Origin of the sequence: Glycomyces sp. L485 (genome assembly GCF_022548875.1) — a bacterium.
Lineage (GTDB): Bacteria > Actinomycetota > Actinomycetes > Mycobacteriales > Micromonosporaceae > Glycomyces.
Genome location: NZ_JAKZEW010000001.1, coordinates 155,543 through 172,999 on the forward strand (window position 1 = coordinate 155,543; position 17,457 = coordinate 172,999).

Here is a 17,457-nt window from a genome sequence, read left to right on the forward strand (position 1 = left end):
GGCGGACTCTGAACCGCACGAGTGGCGAACCGCTGCAGTTCTTATTCTCACGTACCGGCTTCTGCTCGGCTCCGCGATTACGAAGAGATCGACGAGCGTTTGCGGCTTGTAGTCCCCGCTGACGGCTCCACCTAATAGCGTGGCGATCGAGGGCTGTCGAAGCTGCCGGTACGATCAGCTGGTAAAGCTATCCGTTGTGCCCTCAAGCTTGTAAACCATCGAATAAGGGAGGTCCCCGTGCCGACGAAGACGGGAGCGAAGATCCGGATCATCGTCTTGGGCACTGGCCCAGACGCCGAAGAGGCCCGCGAGATCGCCGCGGCAGATGCAGATGTCGCGATCGCCGCCAAGTTCACGAAGACGGTGACGCATCTGGTCATCGATGACACGGTGAAGTCGTCCGAAGCTCGTGTGAAGAAGGCCGAGGAGTCCGGCGTGCCCGTGCTCAAGCTCGACGACCTGAAGGAACTCCTCGTCGCGGACGAGGCTCCCGAGGCCGCCGACGAGCCCGAGCCGGCCGAAGAGGCGGCTCCCGAGCCCGTCGCGGAAGCGGAGCCCGAGCCTGAACCGGAGCCGGTACCCGCGGCCGAGGCCGAGCCGGAGCCTACGCCTGTCGAGGAGCCCGTCGCCGAAGCCGAGCCCGAGTCTGAGGCCAAGTCCGAGCCTGTCGCCGAAGTCGAAGTCGAAGTCGAAGCCAAGTCCGAACCTGTCGCCGAAGCCGAAGCCGAAGCCGAAGCCGAAGCCGAGCCCGAGGCCAAGACCGAGCCCGTAGCCGAAGCCGAGCCCGAGCCGACCGTCCCGTCCCAGGCCGAAGCGCCGAGGGCCGAGAGCGAGCCCGAGATCGATGAGATCGAGAAGCCCGCGGAGAAGGCCGAGGAGATCAAGGCCGACGAGGAGACCGCCACTTCGCCGAAGCCGGGACTGGTGGCCAAACTCAAGTCCATCTTCAACCTGACCGGCGCCCGCAAGTAGCGCGGACCCGAACGAAAGCCCCGAGCCCTTGCGGCCCGGGGCTTTACGCTGTGGGCGGAACCGTCGATTGGATCGTGAAACCTGAGTCGGTTAGACTCAACTCTGCGGTGGTTCCAGCCGCCGTGCTCCGTATCGCGTCAGGAAGGCAGACAGACCCGTGGACGTCAATCGTTTGACCACCAAGAGCCGCGAAGTCATCTCCCAAGCCGCCCGCTCCGCCGCCGCCCACGGCAACGCGACCGTCGACCCGTGGCACCTGCTGGACGCGCTGATCACCGTCGACGGCTCCACGGCCCCGGGCCTGCTTCAGCTCGTCGGCGTCACGCCCGGCACCGTCTCGGCCGAGACAGAGCGCCGCCTCGACGACATGCCCTCCGCCTCCGGTCCCTCCGTGTCCGAGCCGTCGATGGGCCGCGAGTCGCTGCGCGCGATCAACGCCGCCGACAAGATCGCCACCGACTACGGAGACGAGTACGTCTCCACCGAGCACATCCTCACCGGCCTCGTCCAGGCCGGCGGCGAGGTCGGCACCTACCTGTCCGACCAGGGCGCCACCGAGAAGAAGCTGATCGGCGCCTTCCCGACTCTGCGGGGCGGCGACCGCAAGATCTCCAGCGCCGACCCCGAGCAGGGCTACAAGGCCCTCCAGAAGTACGGCGTCGACCTCACCGAGAACGCCCGATCTGGCAAAGTGGACCCGGTCATCGGGCGCGACACCGAGATCCGGCGCGTCATCCAGGTACTGTCCCGCCGCACCAAGAACAACCCGGTCCTCATCGGCGAGCCCGGCGTCGGAAAGACCGCCATCGTCGAGGGACTCGCCCAGCGCATCGTCGCCGGGGACGTCCCCGAGTCGCTGCGCGACCGGAGGGTCATCCTCCTCGATCTCGCCAGCATGATCGCCGGCGCCCAGTACCGCGGCCAGTTCGAGGAGCGGTTCAAGTCCGTCCTCGAAGAGATCAAGTCCTCCGACGGCCAGATCATCCCGTTCATGGACGAGCTCCACACCATGGTCGGCGCCGGTAAGTCCGAGGGCTCGATGGACGCCGGGAACATGCTCAAGCCGGCGCTCGCCCGCGGCGAGCTTCACATGATCGGCGCGACCACGCTCAACGAATACCGCGAGCACATCGAGAAGGACGCGGCCCTGGAACGCCGCTTCCAGCAGGTGTACGTCGGCGAGCCGTCTATCGAGGACACCGTCGCGATCCTGCGCGGCCTCAAGGAGCGCTACGAGGTCCACCACGGCGTGCGCATCACCGACTCCGCGCTGGTGGCCGCCTCGCAGCTCTCGGCGCGGTACATCCCCGACCGGTTCCTGCCCGACAAGGCCATCGACCTGGTCGACGAGGCCGCCAGCCGCCTGCGCATCGAGATCGACTCGCGGCCCGAGGCGATCGACGAGGTCGAGCGGGCCGTCCGCCGTCTGGAGATCGAGGAGACCGCGCTCCAGAACGAGACCGACGACCCGGCCTCGGCCGAGCGGCTCTCGGCGCTCCAGCGCGAACTCGCCGACGCGCGCGAGCGCCTCTCGGCACTGTCGCGCCAATGGGAGTCCGAGAAGGGGCGCATCTCGAAGGTCTCCGACCTCAAGGAGCAGCTCGACGACCTTCGCACCCAGGCCGAACGCGCCGAACGCGAATACGACCTGGAGAAGGCCGCGCAACTGCGCTACGGCAAGATCCCCGAGCTCGAACAGGCGCTGACGGCCGCCGAGGCCGAACTGGAGCACACCGACCAGCCTGCGGCCCAGGCCCCGATGCTCAAGGAGGAGATCGACGCCGAGGAGATCGCCGAGGTCATCTCGGCCTGGACCGGCATCCCCGCCGGGCGACTCCAGGAGTCGGAGAGCCACAAGCTGCTCAACGCCGAGAGCGCCCTCGCCGAACGTGTCGTCGGCCAGACCGAGGCCGTCACCGTCGTCGCCGACGCGCTTCGCCGCGCCCGCGCGGGCTTGTCGGACCCGAACCGGCCCACCGGCTCGTTCGTCTTCGCCGGTCCGACCGGCGTCGGCAAGACCGAGCTGGCGAAGGCCCTCGCGGGGTTCATGTTCGACGACGACCGGGCGATGATCCGCATCGACATGGGCGAGTACACCGAGCAGCACTCGGTGGCGCGACTCATCGGCGCCCCGCCCGGCTACGTCGGCTACGAGGAGGGCGGCCAGCTCACCGAACCGGTCCGCCGCCGCCCGTACTCCGTCGTGCTCCTCGACGAGGTCGAGAAGGCCCACACCAGGGTCTTCGACACGCTGCTCCAGGTGCTGGACGACGGGCGACTCACCGACGGCCAGGGCCGCACGGTCGACTTCCGCAACGTCATCCTCATCATGACCTCCAACCTCGGGTCCCAGTCGCTGACGGACCCGACCCTGGAGGACGAGGCGAAGCGCGAATCGGTGCTGGGGGCGATCCGGGGCCACTTCAAGCCGGAGTTCCTCAACCGGCTCGACGACATCGTCATCTTCCACGCCCTCGAACACGACGACCTCAAGTCGATCGTGGACGTGCAGTTGCGCCAGCTCCAGAAGCGCATGGACTCCCGCAGACTCAAGCTCGCGGTCAACGACTCGGCCAAGTCCTGGCTCGCCGACCGCGGCTTCGACCCGGTGTACGGGGCCCGTCCGCTCCGCCGCCTGATCCAGTCCTCCGTCGGCGACCCTCTCTCCCGGGAGCTCCTGGAAGGCAAGATCATCGACGGCGACACCGTCAAGGTCGGCACCGCCGACCTGGGCGACAAGCTCATCGTCTCCAGGGGGTAGAAGCGGGACCGGGCCCGAGTCCTCGGCGGGTTCCGTCGTGGCCCGGCCGTCTTCACCGGCTCCGCGCCGGGACCCCCTTAAAGCCGGAAAGCGCGCGGCACGTGCCCCAGAGTGGATGAAGTTCGCCGTTCAGCGGACTAACTCTACGATATTGGCCATAGTGCATTCATGGCCACTATCGAGTATTCGCGTTTCTCGCGACGGACCGCGCTGACCGGCGCGGCGGCGGTGCTCGCCGCGGGGATCACCGCCGCTCCGCCGCGGGCGGGCGCGGCCGGACCGGCCTCGGTGATCCGCTCGGCCGCGGCCCGCGGGGCCGAACGTCTGGCGTTGACCGCCGACGGCGATCCCTCTGATGCCTACGAGATCCGGCACTTCACCGTCGACGCAGACCGAAGGGTCGCACTCGGCGAGCGGCTCGCGATCGATCTCCCCGCAGGGTTCCATCCGCACTCGATGGCGGCCCGCGGCGAGACGCTCTGGATCACCGGAGCAGTCGACGAGTTCGTCAAGACCGTCACCGTCGACAACCGATTCGACGCCCTCCCTGAGCGGCTCCGCGACCTCGCCGACCCGGACGACGCCGACCCCTACCTGCCTGACGGCATCGTCGACATCGACGTCTACCGGGCGCGCCCGGCCCTGCTCCGCGTCCAGGATTCCCGGCCTGCTTTCGTCGAACTCCCGACGCCCGAACAGATGGGTTCCGGGGCGGCCATGGCCATAGCACTGCTAGGAAACGACGACATCGCCATCGCGATCGAAGGCTGCTCGGACCCCGACCTCGCCGTGATTTCGCGCAGTCACCTCGCCGTCAGCGTCGATGACGGACGTACTTGGCGGTACCAGTCGGCTGCCGTGGGTCTCGGCGAGGGCTACGGCACCGTCCTCGCCTCCGTCGGCGACCGCATTCTCGCCGTCACCGCCGACGGCGACGGCACCCAGACGCTCCACGTCGGCCGTCCAGGCATCGGCTTCGAGCGGGCGGCGGCCCAGACCGGCGCAGGACGCCCCATGGCAGCGATACCCACTGCCGAAGGCAGCGTCAGCGTCTACAGCGACCGCGACGGCAAGGTGAGCGAAGCCCGTTTCACCGCCGAGGGACGCGCCCTCGAATCGGCCGGCGCCGCGTGCGGCTGCGCCGGGGAGGTCCTCGCGGTCCAGGGACTCGCAGACGCCTGGCTCGAAGCCGACGGCGACGAGACCCGCGCCCAAGGAATGGAGTGAGGAGCAACGATGGGCTTTCCGAGCAGCAGCAAGGCATTCGCGTCGTCGAAATGCGCCCTGCCGGACATCACTCGCAACTGGCTGCACAAGACGTCGTGGAAGATGAGGCAGCGAGCCGGTCTCAACGGCAACGGGTACGGGGTTCACCCGTCGACCTCGTCTTTGACGATGCACCGGGAAACGCATGACCGGGCGAGCAGACTCGTCCAGAACCTCCACATCCTCGGCCTGTACTTCCCTCCGGACAACGACCCTTGGTCGTTCCGCTGGGCGGGGGTGGCCGGAGCCAAAGTCTGCAAGCCGGGCTACCACCGCTACGGCGCGGCCATCGATTTCACCAAGTTCGCCTGGGGCCCGGGACGGTACGTCGACCTGGCCGTCCACGGGAAGGACCGGCGCCGCCGCCTGCGCCGCCGGTACCTCGCGGTCATCGCGATCTGCCGCAAATACTTCGGCACGGTCCTGCACACCCACAACGATCCAGACGGGACGCACTGGAACCACATCCACGTGGATCGCGGTCGACAGGCCGTCGCGCTCGACTTCGACTACGGCACAGACTGCACTATCATCCAGTGGGCCGCGAGGGATCTAGCCGGGATGACCGATATGAGGATCGACGGCCACTGGGGTCCGCAGGCGCTGGAGGGGCTCCGGCTTCTGCGCACCCGGTTCCAGGCCGAAGAGGTCCGACCGACTGTCACGGCCGTGGAAGGACGCGTCTGGCTCGATCTGATCGCCAGGCACGCCATGGCCGACGAGAACGCCGGAACGTTCACGGTGAAGTGAGGGGACGACATGGCCGAGCGACGACGCGAAATCCGACTCATGGCGGGCGGGCTGCTGCTGGCCGCCGGCCTCACGGCCTGCGATGCCGGCTCGGCGGGCGACGACGGGGGCGAGGACGGGGGCGAGGACGACCACGGCGTGCTGTACGGCGTGGGCGACGACCATACGCTGTGGCGCTGGGAGGTCGGCTCCGACGAGGTGGAGGCGGTGTTCGACCTGGGCGGCGTCTGGGAGCGGGAGGGCGACGTGGGCGCGGTCCTCCGGGCCTCGCTGAGCGTGGCTCCCGACCAGAGGCACGCGTCGTGGATCGCGGGCGGAGGCCCGAACGCCGAGCTCCAGATCGGCGATTTGGAATCCGGCGAGATCAGTGGAACCGTGCCGTACCCGGTCGACCACGCCTGCCTGGACCCGGTATGGGCCCCGGAAGGGAAGTCCCTACTGGTCCACCGAACGGAAGTCTGGGGCGCGGCGTCGCAAGGCGACGGGATGCCGGGCGAAGTCTGGGGGTCGACGGAGTGGCTCTCGCCCGAGGGAGACCGGCTGCCGTCCGAGAACGATCTCGAAGACGGCTGCAGGCTGCGCTGGTACGAGGCCGATGGTGCCGTCGAAGGGATCTACCACGATCTCGGGGTGAGCGAACTGTACCGAGTGGACGAGACCGGCGAGCGGTTCGAGACGATTTCGCTTGACGAGCTCGGCGGTGTCGAGCCCGAGGTCACCGGCCTGGTCGCGGTCGACCCGTCGGGCCGGTACGTGTGCCTGGCCGACGGCTACGACGAATTTGGGACCTATGGAGGAGGCTTCACGATCCGCCCGCAGACTGGAACCAAGGTGATCGACCTGGCCTCCGGCGAAACCGCCGGAAAGCAGGGCGCGACCTGCGAATCCCTGGCGGCCGGGGGCTACCTCTCCAGAGGCGACACGGAAGTCGAGCTCATCGACTACCAGGGCGAATCCAAATGGAAGACGAGCCTCCCACCCGAGATCGAGAACTCACCGAACCTGTTCTACTTCTCCGCAACGCCATGACACCTTCTGTCGAACGTGCCGTCGTTCATCTGAGGTCACGATCCTCTTCGGGCGGACACTGAACCCTTGGGACAGTGCCGAGAGCGCCTCGGCCTGGTTCGACCCGATGGTCTCAGCGGTCGTCGAGTGCGCTGTCCGGGAGCCAAGTGGACGAAGCGCAGGCGACGGCCGGTCCGCTCGGCGGCCACCGCCTCGTCTACGTTGCGGGGGAGGCGGATCGCATCGGACACGGCCTCACCTTGTCACAAGGGATGCGGTCGCGGCAACGCGATTGCCTGGACCCACCCTTGCCCAGCGTCGATGTCGATGAGCTTGTCGTCGCCGTTCAAGTCGCGCACGACGATCCGTCCGTTCCGGTCGCCGGTGAGGATCAGCGGAGCGTCGCCTCTGGTGTCGATCTCCAAAGCATAGACGGGGTCCGAATGGTCGTTGAAGACCTTGCGTTCGATGCCGTCCTCCAAGTCCCACACGCGGACCGAGCCGTCGTCTCCGGACGAGACGGCCAGCAGACCCTCATCGGTCTCGACCAGCTCGATTACCCGCACTCTTGCGGTGTGGCCGGTGAGCGGATCGCCGACGACCTCGCCGCTCGCCAGGTCCCGGACCAACAGCGCGGCGTCGTCATCGGCGCTGATCACCACCTGATTCCCCTCGAGGACGCCGGTGGTCATGCCGCGGATGGTCGAGTCGGTGTCGACGGCTCGGGCGGCCTCGTCTCCCGTGTTCGGGTCCCACACCCGCATGAACCCGTCATTGCCACCGGTGACCACCACGGGGCGACCGTCGAGCTCTGAGACGGCGATGGACCGCACGTCGGCGGTGTGGCCCTCGAACTTCGAGACGGGTTCGCCGCTGGCCAGGTCCCACACCCTCGCCAGATCGTCGTTGCCGGCCGACACGATCACGGGCCTGCCGTCGAGGTCGAACACGGCGATAGACCCGATCGAGTCCGTGTGCGCCTCCTCGATGGTTCTGGGCTCGGCCGGCTCGTCGAGGTCCCAGATTCGGATCGTGTGGTCCTGGCCGCTGGAGACGAGTACGCCACTACCGTCGAGTTCCGCGAAGGCGGCGGCGAAGACGTAGCCGTCGTGCGCCGGGATCGGATCGCCGACCGCCTCCCCTTCAAGGTTCCACGTCCGCAAAGTGCCGTCGGTGCCGGTCGAGACGAACCTTGAGGCCCATTCATCCATAGTGTTCGCTTGTCCGGGAGGCTCCTCGCCCGGACGTTCACCGTCCGGCCACCAGACGTACGCTGCCGCCACCATGCCCAGCACCAGCGCGACCGTGGCGAGTGCCGTGAGGGCTCGGCGATGTCGGGGAGCCGGACCGGATGGTGGCGTCGGAGTCGGCGCCGGTGGAAGCCGCTGCGTCACCGCCGTCGGAGGCGACACAGGCGAAACCGCGGGCGGTGGCGGTTCCCCGGCTATGAGCAGGCAGCCTTCCGCGACTACGAGCTCTGGTTGTTCCAACACCGTGGGCGGTGTGCCGAGCTCCCGATGCAGCATCGTCGCCACCAGCGGCATCCGCGAGGCCCCGCCGACGAGGAACACCCCCGCCGTCCGTTCCGGAGTCAGACGCGCCTCCCTGATCGCACCGCCGGTCACCTTGACCGCCCGCGCCAGCAGCGGTCCCACGACCTGCTCGAGTTCGCCTCGTGTCAGATGCGCGTTCGTGTCGAGCAGCGGCACGAGCAGGTCGGCCCGCTGCTGGCGCGACAGCTGCTCCTTGGCCACCCGCACCTCCTCGTAGAGCGTCCTGCGGTGGCGGCGGTCCGACGACGTGGTCGGGTCGACCAGGCGAGGCCAGTCCTCCTTTTCCGACATCTGCCGGCCCAGGTATTCGACCAGCGCCGCGTCGAGGTCGAGCCCGCCCAGATCGTCCAGACCGTCCACCGCGAGGACATCGAAGCCCCGCGGGCTTCGCTGCACGACGCTCGCGTCGAACGTGCCCGCCCCGAAGTCGTGGATCACGACGGCCGAACCGGTCGGCACCGCGTGTTCGAGCGCGGTCGTGAAGTACGCGGCCGCCGCCACCGGTTCGGTTTCCACGGCGGTGACCCGAAGACCGGCAGCGCCGGCGGCGTCGATCAGCAGCTGTCGCCTCGCCGGGCCCCAGGTTGCGGGGACGGTCAACGCCACCTGGTCGAGTCGGCCCACCACCTGCAGCGCCTCCTCGCGGACGCGCGCCAGCACCGCCGAGAACAGATCGACCACCGTATATTCCCGCCGCCCGAGCAGCGTGTACTCATCGGCGATGCGGCGCTTGGGGTTCGGTTCGAGACACTCCGGGCGGAGCACACCCGCCCGCAGGGCGTCTCGCCCGGTGACGAGTCGGCCGTCTTCCTCGGCGAACACTGCCGACGGGAGTAGTGGCGATCCGTCGAACAGCAGTGGTCGGGTGCGGCCGCCCCTGCCGTGTACCGCGACCGTGTGGGAGGTCCCGAAATCGACGCCGAGAGCGATCGGGCCGGATGAGGAGGGGGAATCCATAATCACAAGTTAACGACGGGCCACCACTTTGTCACCACCCACAACGGCCACAAATCGGTCCCGACACTGGGGACGACACGCGACAGCTGATTCTTCTGATTTTTGTAGGAATGCTGCAATCGTGGATTTCTACGTCCCGGCACTTGTCTCCTACGGTCGAAAAGGCGTCGGGCAGGTGGATTCCAATGTCTACAGATTCGGCGCTCCCACGGAGGTGACCGGGGCGGCACCGTGATTGAAATTACCCAGGGTCATGTCTAAGTTACTGAGTCGTAGGCCGCGATCTGGCGGCCGCGATCCTTAGGAGTCAGCCATGACTTGTAATGAGCAGCAACGAGTCCCAGCTCCCCGCGTCTCGCCGCGACAGGCGGCGGGCTTCTCCTGCCAGTTCCTGAACGTCCTGGCGGGCAGGCGCCCGGCGCTAGACCTGGAGCGGTACGCCACGCCGCGGGGCTGGGCCGCGTTCTGTCGCGTCCGACGGCAGATCCCCAACCGTCTCAGCGAGACGCGCATCCGTCGCATGTCCTGTCCGACCGAGCACACGGCCGAGCTCGTCGCGCTCATCGGCGACGGGCGTACCCGCCGGGCGATGACGTTGACGTTCCGGCTCGTCCGCGAGGGATGGCGACTCGACGACTGCGCCGTCCTGACCGTCGATCACAACCGGCGCAGACGCCTGGGTGCGCCTGCCTGACGAGTCCGGTGAGGGGCGGGGCGCCCGCCCCTCACCGGGTCGATCAAGCCGTGATGCACTCGCGGCCGTCAACGAAGACGCGGATGGCGGACAGCGGCTCGCCGCTCCCGGTGAAGCCGCCGGGATGCTCCCGTTCCATTCCGTGTTGGTCATGGTCACCGCCGAGCCGTTCTGGGTCCATTCGGCATTCCACGCGCCTAAACCCAGCCGAGAAACGCGATGCCTCAAGCCGCAGAGCTGGACTGCTGCGCGCTACGGGGTTCTACCGCGACGCGGTTTGCATGCGGCTCTGGTGGTGCCAGTGAGTTCCAAGTTCGCGGGAAGCTTCGGGTCGTCGATGAGGTGTGCGGCAATGTGGATAATGAAGCCATGCTGACACCGTCGCTTCCGCCTTGGCCGCTTACGCCGCCTGCGCACGGCGGTGTTGTGCTGCGTCGGGCGTGTGAGAGCGATGCCGCGATGGCTCGGGAACTTTCAACCGACGCTTACGTGCCGACGATCGGCACGCTTCCTTCGCACGCCAGCGATGCGGAGGCCCTGGCGTGGATAGGTCGGCAACACCGGCGCTATGACGAAGGCACCGGTTTCTCCTTCGTAATCGCAGCGGCGGGAACCGATGTGGCGGTCGGCCAATGCGGACTTTGGCTCAGCGAACTCGCAGACGGCAGGGCTACGGCCGGGTACTCGATTGTGCCGTCCGCCCGAGGGCGCGGGTTCGCCGCCGATGCGCTTACCGCGCTCACCGCCTTCGGATGGACGGTGCCGGACCTGTTCCGGATCGCGCTGTACATCGAGCCTTGGAACATCGGCTCGATACGGACCGCTGAGCGTGCCGGATATGCCCGTGAAGGACTACTGCGAAGCCATCAGGTGATTGCCGGAGTCCGCCGAGACATGCTGCTGTTGGCGGCTGTCCGGCCCGAATAGTTTGAGTCGCATGCGGGCTACGTCTGTAGTCCGACACGGATGCTTGGGCACGCGAGCGCCACCGTGACCCTCGATGTCTACGGGCACCTATTCCCCGACCGCTTCGATGAGGTCGCCGACGCAATGAGCGCGAAGCGGGCCGAGGCGCTGGCGCTCGCAGCCTAGCCGTCCGGGATATATCCGGGATGGTGGGTTTCGAGGAACAGAAAAGCCGGGTTAAAAACCCGGCTCTACCTGTGATGATGGCGCGCCCCGAGGGATTCGAACCCCCAACCTTCTGATCCGTAGTCAGATGCTCTATCCGTTGAGCTAGGGGCGCCTGTCTGGCCCGTTCGACCAGGCCGCGCACCAGCTTACCCGGGCGTGAAAGCAAGCTGCAAGCGGGTATCCGGTTGTGCGCTAGGTCATTGGAGGTCACTTCACGGGTGCGACGACGGCCGCTTCGTAGAATGGGCGTTCGGGACGAGGAGAAGGAGACGGGGCATATGGGCAAGCAGTTGCGGGTGAGCACCAGGAACGCGCGGTTCCAGCAGTGGGAGGCACTGCTCGCCAACAGGAAGAAGCGGAACCAGCTCGGCGGATTCCTGGTGCAGGGCGTGCGGCCGATCGATATGGCACTCGAGCACGGCTGGGAGTTCCTGGAGATCCTGTTCGACGCCGATCGGAAGCCGTCGGCCTGGGCCCAGGGAGTGCTGGAGGCGTGCCGAGCCGACCGGTACGCCGTCTCGCGGGAACTCATGGCCGAGCTCGGGGAGAAGGACGACGAGGTGCCCGAACTGCTGGCCGTCGTCTCCCTGCCCGATCTCAGTCTCGGCAGCCTCGAGTTCGGACCGAACTTCCTGGGTGTGGCGTTCGACCGGCCCGGCAGCCCCGGGAATCTCGGGTCCTTGATCCGGTCCGCCGACGCCTTCGGGTCCGACCTCGTCATCACCACCGGACACGGCGCAGACCCGTTCGATCCCCGCTCCGTGCGCGCCTCCACCGGCTCACTGTTCTCCACCCGCGTCGCCCACGTCGACCGCCCTCAGGACGTCGCCGCCTGGCTCGCGAGGCAGGCCGGCGAGCCGGTCCGCATGGTCGGCACCGACGAACACGGCGGCGGCGACCTCGCCGAATGCGACCTGACGCTCCCGACACTGCTCGTCATCGGCCGCGAAGCCGACGGCATGTCACGCGCCTGGAAGGAGACTGTGGACACCATGGTCCGGATCCCGATCGGCGGCGCCGCCTCATCGCTGAACGCCGCCGCGGCCGGCTCCATCGCGCTCTACGAGGCCGCCAGGCAGCGCTCCGGCCGCTCGTTAGCAGTTGGCCAGCACCTCGCCGGCAAACGCACGCCACGCCTGGGGCAGCACCTGCGGCCGCTCCCGCGGGGCCGCCTCCGCCGCAGCCCACAAGGCCGCCTCGGCCTCCAGCACCTCGACGCCCAGCATGTAGCGCTCGATGAACTCCTTGCGGTGCTCCCGGCCGGGGAAGAAATACCCGCCTGCGGCGAACAGCGCCACATACGCCCGGTGCAGCCCGCCGGTCAGGATCTCGGCCAGTTCCCATGGGTCCTCGGCGTCGCCGAGCCGTTTCGCGATCTCCTCGGCCTCGCGCTCGACGACGGTCCTCGCCGCGTCCGCGAGCGCCTGCGGGAACTCGGTCACGTCGGCGCGCGCCCGCGACCCCAGCTCGGAGTCGTCGGCCAGCAGCGAGCCCTCGGCGAAGCGCGCGATCACGTGCAGCGCCTCGTCGCCCGGCTGCTCCCAGCCCTCGCCGCGCATGAGGGCGGCGAGCAGCGTCTCGAACCGTTCGACGGTCAAATGCACCGCCTCGTCGTCGGCCTCGTCCGGGACCGTATCGGTCTCCCACACGCACACGAGTTCGGCGTCGTCGCCGAAGCCCGACAGCGCCGGGCCGTGCGCGTACGCGAATGCGAGTCGATCGTCGTCGTTCATTTCGGCGAGGACGTCGGTCGACAGTCTGAGAACCGCTTGAGGCAGTGACATATATCCAGTGTGACTGCATTTCGCAATCCGTGTCCACCGGACTCGAATGAATCTGCAGATGGTTCATGTCGGTTGCCGCCTATAGCATGTGCGGATGGAGAAAACCAGCCGACGGACTCGGGAGTTCACACCAGGTGAGATCGCCGCCTGGCGCGCCCGTTCCCAACGGCTGTGGGGCGAGAAATGGCGCTCCCCGCTGGAGGCCTTCGCGCATCTGGGCGCGGTCCAGTCGCAGGAGTACCACCCGTCGAAGCTCACGCCCGCGATGCGGACGGCCCCGGCCGACGGCGCGTTCGCCCCGGCCAGTGCCGTCGACGCGCTCATCGAGGACGGCACGGTGGTCCGCACCCACGTCCTGCGCACCACCTGGCACACCGTCCCGGCCACCGACCTGCGCATGATGCTGTCCGCCACCGCCGACCGAACCCTCCGGGTACTCGGCTCGATGACCCGCGGCCTCGGCCTAGACGAGCCCACCTTGGCGCGGTGCGACGAGATCCTCGCCGAAGGCACCGCACGCGGGAGGCACCTGACCCGGGACGAGGCCGCCGCCGAGCTCGCCGCGGCCGGGATCGAAGGCGCCACCGGGCAGCGGCTCGGCCACATCCTCATGCACGCCGAGTTCACCGCGGCGATCTGCTCGGGCGCGCCGAAGGGCAAGCAGCAGACCTACGCGAACTTCGACGAGCGCGTCCCGGCCGGGAGGATCGGCAGGGAGGACGCGATCCGGGAACTCGCCCGCCGGTTCTACGCCTCGCGCGGGCCGGCGACGCTGAAGGACTTCACGCGCTGGGCGAGCCTGACGGTCGCCGACGCGAAAGCCGCGATCGGCGACCTCGACCTCGAGTCGATCGAGATCGACGGCCGCATCTGCTACCTCGAAGGAGAGGCGCCCGCTCCGCGCGAGGACGGCCTCCCCGTCGTCGACTTCGTGCAGGGCTTCGACGAGATGATGTGCTCCTACACCGACACCAGGGACTGGGTGATCCACTCCTCGATCCCGCGCTCGGCCTTCCCCGAGCGCCCGCGCTTCAATTCCGCGATCCTCCTCGACGGCCAGATCATCGGCCATTGGAAGGCCACGGTGCGCGCCAAGAAGGTGCAGATCGACTCCTACCGGCTGCGCGGCTTCACGGCCGCCGAGATCGCCGCGATGCGCCGAGGCGCCGACCGCCTCCGCGCCTGGTACGGCAAGGACGAGATGGAGCTCGGTCTCGACCATGCTTGACGGCTCGCTCAAAGCATGAGGGCCGCGGTCGGGTGTCCGACCGCGGCCCTCGTTTCCGGGATTGTCAGGCGACTGAGTTCCTGCGGCGGCCGATCGTGACACGGAGCTGCGGTGGCAGGTCGCCCCTGCCGTCACCGGGGTACATGTCCGTGTCGCCCGAGGAGGTCGGCGGGATCAGATGCGTTTGAGGGCGTCGGCGAAGGGCGCCAAGCCCATCGAGCCGAGGTTCAGCGCGTCGGTGTGGAACTGCTTGAGGCTGAAGTCCGCGCTCTTGCGGGCCGCGTAGTCGTTGCGGGCGGCCATCCACAGGCGCTCGCCGACCTTGTACGACGGCGCCTGCCCGGCCCAGCCGAGGTAGCGGTTGCACTCGAACTGGAGCATGTCGTCCTCGATGCGGCAGTGCGCGCGCATGAACTCGAACATCTTGTCCGCGTCCCACTGCTCGCCGGGCCGCCAGCCGAACGGGTTGTCCTCGGGGATCGCGAACTCGCAGTGCAGTCCGATGTCGACGACGACGCGAGCGGCCCGGAACGCCTGCGCGTCGAGCATGCCGAGCTTCCCGGCCGGGTCGTCGTCGTAGTAGCCCAGCTCGTCCATGAGCCGCTCGGAGTACAGCGCCCAGCCCTCGGCGTGGCCGGAGGAGAAGATCATCGTGCGCTGGAAGCGGTTGAGCAGCTCAGAGCGCGCCTGCGTCTGTCCAATCTGGAGGTGGTGACCGGGCACGCCCTCGTGGTAGACGGTCGTGACCTCGCGCCACTTCGCGAACGTCTCCTGCCCGCTCGGCACCGACCACCACATGCGGCCCGGGCGCGAGAAGTCCTCGCTGGGGCCGGTGTAGTAGATCGCCCCGTCCTCGGTCGGCGCGATCATGCACTCGATGCGGCGGATCTGCTCGGGGATGTCGAAGTGCTTGTCGGCGAGCTCGGCGACGGTGCGGTCAGCCAGCTCCTGCATCCAGTCGCGGAACGCCTCCTTGTCGGCGACGTTCTGCTCGGGGTCGGCGTCGAGTTGGGCGATCGCCTCTTCGAGCGTCGCGCCCGGCTTGATGGCCTCGGCCACGGCCGCCATCTCGCCCTCGATGCGCGCCAGCTCCTTCCAGCCCCACTCGTAGGTCTCGGCCAGGTCGACTTCGGCGCCGATGAAGTAGCGCGAGGCCCGCGAGTACCGGTCGCGTCCCACGGCGTCCTTCTCCGGCGCCTGCGGAGCGAGCTCCTCGCGCAGGAACTGGGCGAACTTCGTCGTCGCCGCCCGCGCCCAGGCCGCGCTGTTGCCCAAGTCGATCTTCAGCCTGCCTCGGGTGAGGGGCTCGCCGTCGACCGTGACGCGGCTGATCAGGCCCTGCCAGAAGTCGTCGCCGTTGGCGCCGTTCCAGTTGTCGCAGTGCTTGGCGACTTCGAGGACTTGCCGTTTGGAGGCGACGCGCCCGGCGGCGGCCTCGGAGCGCAGTGTCTCGGTGTACTGGGCGTAGGCCTTGGTGACGGCCGCGAGGCGCTTCGCGATGTTCTCGGCGGCCTGCTCGCCCTCGACGGGCATGAGATCGAAGATCTGACGCACACTGTGGACGCCGGAGGTCAGGACGTTGAGGGAGAGGTAGGCGTCGCCCGCGTCGTAGCGCTCGACCTCCAGCCGCAGCCGTTCGAGCATGGCCTCCTTGGCCACCCGCTCGCGCTCGTCGACCGGTTCGGCGGCCTCCGCGTCGGCGATGGCCCGGCGGGCCAACTCGGCCTCCTCCGCGATGCCGCCGGGCGAGAGGTCGTCGAGCAGGTGGTCAGAACCGGGCACACCCATGTAGGTGGCCATCATCGGGCTGCGCGCCAAGACGTCATCGACGTATTTGTCAGCGATCTGATCGATTTTTCTCATGAAGTGGACTTTACGCGAGGGCGCCGTACCATGGCGACCTCGTTGTCCTGGATCGACTCCACCCAGCCGCCCGCCTCGCCGAGCGCCAGCAGACCATCGCGGGTGAGCTCCATCCGCTCGGGCTCGCCCGGCTCCGGCGGCCAGGAGGCGCGCAACTCGTTGGCCCGCGACAGCCAGCCCCGCAGCGAGCTGTCCCGGCCCGCCATGTCGGTCGCGGCGGACCGGCCGATCAAGGTCCGGGCCGCGTCCATTGAGCGTTCGAACTCGCGCAGGGCCTCGAGGACTCCGAGCCTGTTCCCGGCCACCATCCCCTCGATCAGTTCGGGCGCGCTCGCCGCCACCCTGGTGGCGTCCCGGAACGACCCGGCCCCGAGCGTGCGGGTCAGCGGGTCTGCCGCGTTGAGCGTCAGCGCAGCTGCCACGATGTGCTCGATGTGCGAGGACTTGGCGACGGCCGCGTCATGGGCGGCGGCGGTCGTCGGCACCACCGTCGCGCCGATCGCGATCCACAACCGGGCCAACGCGACCCAGTCGCGCAGCTTGGTGTCCTCCTCGATGCACAGCACCCATTTGCGGCCCGCGAACAGACCCGGCTCGGCCGAGGCGAATCCCGCCGTCTCCTTGCCCGCCATGGGGTGTCCACCGACGAAGCGCGCATGGCCGCGGAAGCGCCGGCGGACCGCGGCCTTCACGGACGCGACGTCGGTGATCAGCCCGCGGTACGTCTCGGCCGGCAGGACGTCCCGGGCGACGGCCTCGACGTGCTCGTACGGGGTCGCCACGACCGCTATGTCGCTGTCGAGCAGTTCGGCGGGATCGGCGACCGCGGTGAACCTCCCGGCCACCGCCGCGCGCACGCCGGGGTCCGGGTCGTAGCCGATCACCTCGTGGTCCGAGCCGTGCATCTTCTCGCCTAGCGCGAGCGCCACGGACCCGCCGATGAGCCCCAGTCCCAGGACCGCGACGCGCATTACAGGTACAACCCCGTGTCGCCGTCGTCGACGCGCTTGGCGGCCACGGCGTGGATGTCCCGCTCGCGCAGCAGGATGTACATGTGGCCCTGCAGTTCGACCTCGGACTTGTCCTCGGGGTCGAACAGCACCCGGTCCCCGGCCTCGACCGAGCGGACCAGCGGGCCGACCCCGACGGCCTCGGCCCAGGCGAGTCGGCGCCCCATGACGGCGGTCGCGGGGATGACGATGCCGCCCGAGGAGCGGCGCTCGGATTCGGGATCCTGCCGCACCAGGAGCCGGTCGTGCAGCAGCCGGATCGGCAGCCCGGTCTCTGAGTCCAACGGTGTATCGGTCACAACGGATGAGCCTACCGCCTGCGTGTGCCGCTCGCTCCGCGCGAGCGGAGCCCGTTTGGGCTCGGCCACGCCCCGGTCAGTCTGTCCGGGTTCGCGCGGAGCCGGTACCGTACTGGAGACGTCACACCCGCGTCGGCGGCGACGCTTGCGAAGCCGTGAACTTAGTGTTGTTTGGAGA

The 17,457-nt window shown here is 68.5% G+C and carries 12 protein-coding genes, 1 tRNA gene and 3 pseudogenes; 10 read left to right on the top strand and 6 right to left on the bottom strand.

The window, feature by feature from the left end:
* Window positions 1-237: 237 nt before the first annotated feature.
* The 5 genes from L0U85_RS00765 to L0U85_RS00785 all read left to right on the top strand — a co-directional run bounded on the left by L0U85_RS00765 (window position 238) and on the right by L0U85_RS00785 (window position 6,778).
* The gene (locus L0U85_RS00765; RefSeq protein ID WP_241375699.1) at window positions 238-972 is read left to right on the top strand and encodes a hypothetical protein; all 735 of its coding nucleotides are present in this window, start codon (window positions 238-240) and stop codon (window positions 970-972) included.
* Window positions 973-1,129: 157 nt separating this feature from the next.
* Window positions 1,130-3,733, top strand: coding sequence for an ATP-dependent chaperone ClpB (gene clpB / locus L0U85_RS00770; RefSeq protein WP_241375700.1), 2,604 nt, complete (start codon window positions 1,130-1,132; stop codon window positions 3,731-3,733).
* A 168-nt stretch (window positions 3,734-3,901) separates the two neighbouring features.
* On the top strand, window positions 3,902-4,960 hold the full coding sequence (locus L0U85_RS00775; protein WP_241375701.1) for a hypothetical protein: 1,059 nt from the start codon (window positions 3,902-3,904) through the stop codon (window positions 4,958-4,960).
* A gap of 9 nt (window positions 4,961-4,969) precedes the next feature.
* Complete coding sequence (locus L0U85_RS00780) at window positions 4,970-5,749, top strand: hypothetical protein (RefSeq protein ID WP_241375702.1); 780 nt, start codon at window positions 4,970-4,972, stop codon at window positions 5,747-5,749.
* Window positions 5,750-5,758: 9 nt separating this feature from the next.
* Entirely contained in the window at window positions 5,759-6,778 is a 1,020-nt protein-coding gene (locus L0U85_RS00785) for a hypothetical protein (RefSeq protein WP_241375703.1), read from the top strand.
* A gap of 242 nt (window positions 6,779-7,020) precedes the next feature.
* Here the strand turns inward: L0U85_RS00785 and L0U85_RS00790 are convergent, their stop codons facing one another.
* Entirely contained in the window at window positions 7,021-9,267 is a 2,247-nt protein-coding gene (locus tag L0U85_RS00790; RefSeq protein ID WP_241375704.1) for an Hsp70 family protein, read from the bottom strand.
* Window positions 9,268-9,580: 313 nt separating this feature from the next.
* Between L0U85_RS00790 and L0U85_RS00795 the strand changes: the two genes are divergently transcribed.
* Window positions 9,581-9,961, top strand: a complete 381-nt coding sequence (locus tag L0U85_RS00795) for an Rv3235 family protein (protein ID WP_241375705.1) — start codon at window positions 9,581-9,583, stop codon at window positions 9,959-9,961.
* 126 nt (window positions 9,962-10,087) lie between these two features.
* Here L0U85_RS00795 and L0U85_RS20990 read toward each other — a convergent pair.
* Window positions 10,088-10,189, bottom strand: a pseudogene (locus L0U85_RS20990) (hypothetical protein); the annotation flags it as partial.
* Between the two features lie 126 nt (window positions 10,190-10,315).
* On the opposite strand from L0U85_RS20990, the gene L0U85_RS00800 reads away from it, so the two are divergent.
* Entirely contained in the window at window positions 10,316-10,888 is a 573-nt protein-coding gene (locus tag L0U85_RS00800; protein ID WP_241375706.1) for a GNAT family protein, read from the top strand.
* A gap of 39 nt (window positions 10,889-10,927) precedes the next feature.
* Window positions 10,928-11,053, top strand: a pseudogene (locus L0U85_RS20360) (hypothetical protein); the annotation flags it as partial.
* Between the two features lie 78 nt (window positions 11,054-11,131).
* On the opposite strand, the gene L0U85_RS00805 reads toward L0U85_RS20360, so the two are convergent.
* Window positions 11,132-11,207, bottom strand: a tRNA-Arg gene (locus L0U85_RS00805).
* A 166-nt stretch (window positions 11,208-11,373) separates the two neighbouring features.
* Here L0U85_RS00805 and L0U85_RS20995 point away from each other — a divergent pair.
* Both L0U85_RS20995 and L0U85_RS00815 read left to right on the top strand, forming a co-directional pair.
* Window positions 11,374-12,180 (top strand): annotated as a pseudogene (locus L0U85_RS20995) (TrmH family RNA methyltransferase); the annotation flags it as partial.
* 793 nt (window positions 12,181-12,973) lie between these two features.
* Window positions 12,974-14,107: a winged helix DNA-binding domain-containing protein gene (locus L0U85_RS00815; protein WP_241375708.1), complete on the top strand. Its 1,134-nt coding sequence runs from the start codon at window positions 12,974-12,976 to the stop codon at window positions 14,105-14,107.
* Between the two features lie 174 nt (window positions 14,108-14,281).
* On the opposite strand, the gene L0U85_RS00820 is transcribed toward L0U85_RS00815, so the two are convergent.
* Genes L0U85_RS00820 through L0U85_RS00830 form a run of 3 tightly spaced genes read right to left on the bottom strand, consistent with a single transcriptional unit; the run spans window position 14,282 to window position 17,279 of the window.
* Complete coding sequence (locus L0U85_RS00820; RefSeq protein WP_241375709.1) at window positions 14,282-15,970, bottom strand: DUF885 domain-containing protein; 1,689 nt, start codon at window positions 15,968-15,970, stop codon at window positions 14,282-14,284.
* Entirely contained in the window at window positions 15,967-16,941 is a 975-nt protein-coding gene (locus L0U85_RS00825) for a prephenate dehydrogenase/arogenate dehydrogenase family protein (protein WP_241375710.1), read from the bottom strand. The genes L0U85_RS00820 and L0U85_RS00825 overlap by 4 nt, the downstream gene beginning before the upstream one ends.
* Entirely contained in the window at window positions 16,941-17,279 is a 339-nt protein-coding gene (locus L0U85_RS00830) for a co-chaperone GroES (RefSeq protein WP_241375711.1), read from the bottom strand. Before L0U85_RS00830 ends, L0U85_RS00825 begins: the two co-directional genes overlap by 1 nt.
* Window positions 17,280-17,457 lie beyond the last annotated feature (178 nt).

Coding starts and splice junctions, on each gene's coding strand:
- L0U85_RS00825 (WP_241375710.1), bottom strand. CDS start 16,941: ATGCGCGTCGCGGTCCTGGGACTGGGGCTCATCGGCGGGTCCGTGGCG.
- L0U85_RS00820 (WP_241375709.1), bottom strand. CDS start 15,970: ATGAGAAAAATCGATCAGATCGCTGACAAATACGTCGATGACGTCTTG.
- L0U85_RS00815 (WP_241375708.1), top strand. CDS start 12,974: ATGGAGAAAACCAGCCGACGGACTCGGGAGTTCACACCAGGTGAGATC.
- L0U85_RS00790 (WP_241375704.1), bottom strand. CDS start 9,267: ATGGATTCCCCCTCCTCATCCGGCCCGATCGCTCTCGGCGTCGATTTC.
- L0U85_RS00785 (WP_241375703.1), top strand. CDS start 5,759: ATGGCCGAGCGACGACGCGAAATCCGACTCATGGCGGGCGGGCTGCTG.
- L0U85_RS00775 (WP_241375701.1), top strand. CDS start 3,902: ATGGCCACTATCGAGTATTCGCGTTTCTCGCGACGGACCGCGCTGACC.
- L0U85_RS00795 (WP_241375705.1), top strand. CDS start 9,581: ATGACTTGTAATGAGCAGCAACGAGTCCCAGCTCCCCGCGTCTCGCCG.
- L0U85_RS00780 (WP_241375702.1), top strand. CDS start 4,970: ATGGGCTTTCCGAGCAGCAGCAAGGCATTCGCGTCGTCGAAATGCGCC.